Origin of the sequence: Corynebacterium sp. ACRPQ (assembly GCF_022347225.1) — a bacterium.
Lineage (GTDB): Bacteria > Actinomycetota > Actinomycetes > Mycobacteriales > Mycobacteriaceae > Corynebacterium > Corynebacterium tuberculostearicum_D.
On sequence record NZ_JAKRNF010000038.1, the window covers coordinates 1 to 2,294 of the forward strand.

Annotated in this window: 2 protein-coding genes and 1 pseudogene; all 3 read left to right on the top strand. The window is 56.3% G+C overall.

Annotation, left to right across the window (positions count from 1 at the left end):
- Positions 1-243 (top strand): annotated as a pseudogene (locus MHY24_RS11940) (integrase core domain-containing protein); the annotation flags it as partial.
- A 607-nt stretch (positions 244-850) separates the two neighbouring features.
- On the top strand, positions 851-1,540 hold the full coding sequence (locus MHY24_RS11945; RefSeq protein WP_239230920.1) for an alpha-ketoglutarate-dependent dioxygenase AlkB: 690 nt from the start codon (positions 851-853) through the stop codon (positions 1,538-1,540).
- Between the two features lie 38 nt (positions 1,541-1,578).
- Positions 1,579-2,124 (top strand): NADPH-dependent FMN reductase, encoded by a 546-nt coding sequence (locus MHY24_RS11950; protein ID WP_239230921.1) that lies wholly within the window; start codon positions 1,579-1,581, stop codon positions 2,122-2,124.
- Positions 2,125-2,294: the final 170 nt, after the last annotated feature.

Genomic DNA, 2,294 nt, shown 5'->3' on the forward strand with positions numbered 1-2,294 from the left:
GTCGGCCGTACTGGTGTCTGCTTTGACAATGCGATGGCCGAGTCGTTCTGGTCGACATTGAAGACCGAATTTTACGATCGGAAGAAATGACAAACCCGCAACGAAGCCCGGAAGACGGTGGGTCGCTGGATTGAGATCGTCTATAACCGGCGCCGTCGCCACTCGTCCATCGGGATGGTAAGCCCCGTCGATTTCGAAGCCCAGCTCGCTAATCAAAACGGTAATAAGAAAGCCGCTGCTTAACTCCTGAGCAGCTTAACAACGTGTCCACGACTTGCGGGTAACCCCACTACCGCTGACGATGGTCAGCGGCGAGGGCCGAGTCTGCGGGATATTTCCCAGCAGAAGTTAAACGCTGCCACCGATTACATGATTGATGAGTTAATGAACCAGGGCATGAGCGAGAAGGAAGCCATCGAGTATTTAGACCGTGAGTTGGAAGAGGCTATCCCGGATGATTTCTGGGAAAGCACCGACTAAGGACTAATCCTGTTCCGGCTCCGGTTTGATTAGAGTTCGGCGTCCTAATCGTCTTCATGCTGTGCTTCCAGCTCTGGTGCCTTGTTCTCACTCTGGGTGTCGTGAGCGTTATCCACGGTCTGGTAGCCGGTAGGAGCCTCCTCGCCTAGTTCGAGGCTGGTGAGAAAGTCGAGGTTGTTGTGTTCCTATGGGCCGTGTGCAGTGGTGGTCTGGGGCACTTCAATAGGCCATTTGGAACCAGATAAACCAGCCGGTGAAACCCGCGTGAGGCGCCCTAGGCTTGGGCCTATTGGTCTTGAACAGATTCTGATCCTTGGCGAGGATAATAGGTCTTGGTCGATTTATCGGGGCGTTGGGTTAGGATGAGGTCATGCTTTTTGATTCGCTGCCGCGGCCGAGCGTGCGTGTGGCTCCGGGGGTGGGGCATGTGCCGGGATGGGCGGGCATCGATAAGCAGAAGGCCTTGGTAGAAGAGATGCGCGGCATTGCGCGCGAGTATGCGGGTACGCCGATGGCGATGGTGCGGCCGCGGTTGAAATCCGGCGGGCAAATGAGCGTTTTTCAGCTGCATCTGGGCAGGTATTGGCATTATCCCAGCTATCGGTACGTGGACAATATAGACGGCACGCGGGTTCTGCCGGTGCCGGAGAGCCTGCGGCGGATTGCTCCGGGGACACTGCGCGCCGCGGCTGAGGTAGCACCCGAGCTAGAGCCATGGGTGGAGACCTTCGTGCCGGAGATGGCATTGGTGAATTACTATCCACCGGGATCGGCTATGGGCATGCACGTGGATGATTCCGAGGAGTCACCCGCCCCGGTGATTTCGCTATCCATTGGGGATGAGGCGCTTTTCCGCATGGGCCATACCGAATCGCGCACGCGGCCGTGGGATGATATCACGCTGTGCTCAGGGGATTTGGTGGTCTTTGGTGGGCCAAAGCGCTTTGCCTACCACGGCGTGGTGCGCGTTAATGATGGAACGTTGCCGGAGGGGTGCGGGCTGAGTGAAGGACGTATCAACATCACTATCAGACAAGTATCTGCACGGGCGGTAAGCTAGAGGCGTTACATAAAGCTTGAAGGAAAGAAGGTTTTCTCATGTCTCGTATCGGCATCATCATCGGTACTACTCGCGATAACTCGGCCGGCAAGGTCGTGGGTGAGTGGCTCTATGATCTTGCCAAGGGGCGCCAGAATGGGGTGGAGTACACCCTGCTGGATCTCAAGGAGTTTGATGTTCCACTGCTGACTACTGACGTCATTCCTGCCACCGCCAATAAGCAGTATGCAGATGAAAAGGTGCAGGCGTGGTCTGATGCAGTGGATGCCTGCGATGGTTTCGTATTTGTTACCCCGGAGTACAACCGCTCCGTGCCGGGTCCATTCAAGAATGCCTTCGACTGCTTGGCCGGGGAGTGGACCGGTAAGCCAGTCGCGTTCGCCGGTTACGGTCCAGCGGGCGCAATCCGCGGCGTGGAAGCATGGCGTTCTGTCGTAGTGAACTTCTCCATGCCGCAGCTTCGCAATCAGCTGGACTTTGGCTTCTTTACTGACTGGGCCGACGGCGAGTTCCGCCCTGTAGATGCCAAGGTGGAGCGCACCAATTCCTTGCTGGCCGAGCTGGAAGATGCCGTTTCCGCATAATCAGTGCCTGTTGGCCGCATACAAAAGCCAGCCCCCGCGCTCTTTCCGATGAACTGCTCCCCATTAGTTGGACTGAGAAATCAGTTTCCGATTAGTGGGGAGTAGTTTTCATTGAGAGCTCGAAGTTTGGTGAGTGAGCATCAGCGGGAGCAGTTGGTTGAACTATTTGA

What these genes read in the sequence shown, in the direction of transcription:
- MHY24_RS11950 (WP_239230921.1), top strand. Translation starts at nt 1,579, where the DNA reads ATGTCTCGTATCGGCATCATCATCGGTACTACTCGCGATAACTCGGCC.
- MHY24_RS11945 (WP_239230920.1), top strand. Translation starts at nt 851, where the DNA reads ATGCTTTTTGATTCGCTGCCGCGGCCGAGCGTGCGTGTGGCTCCGGGG.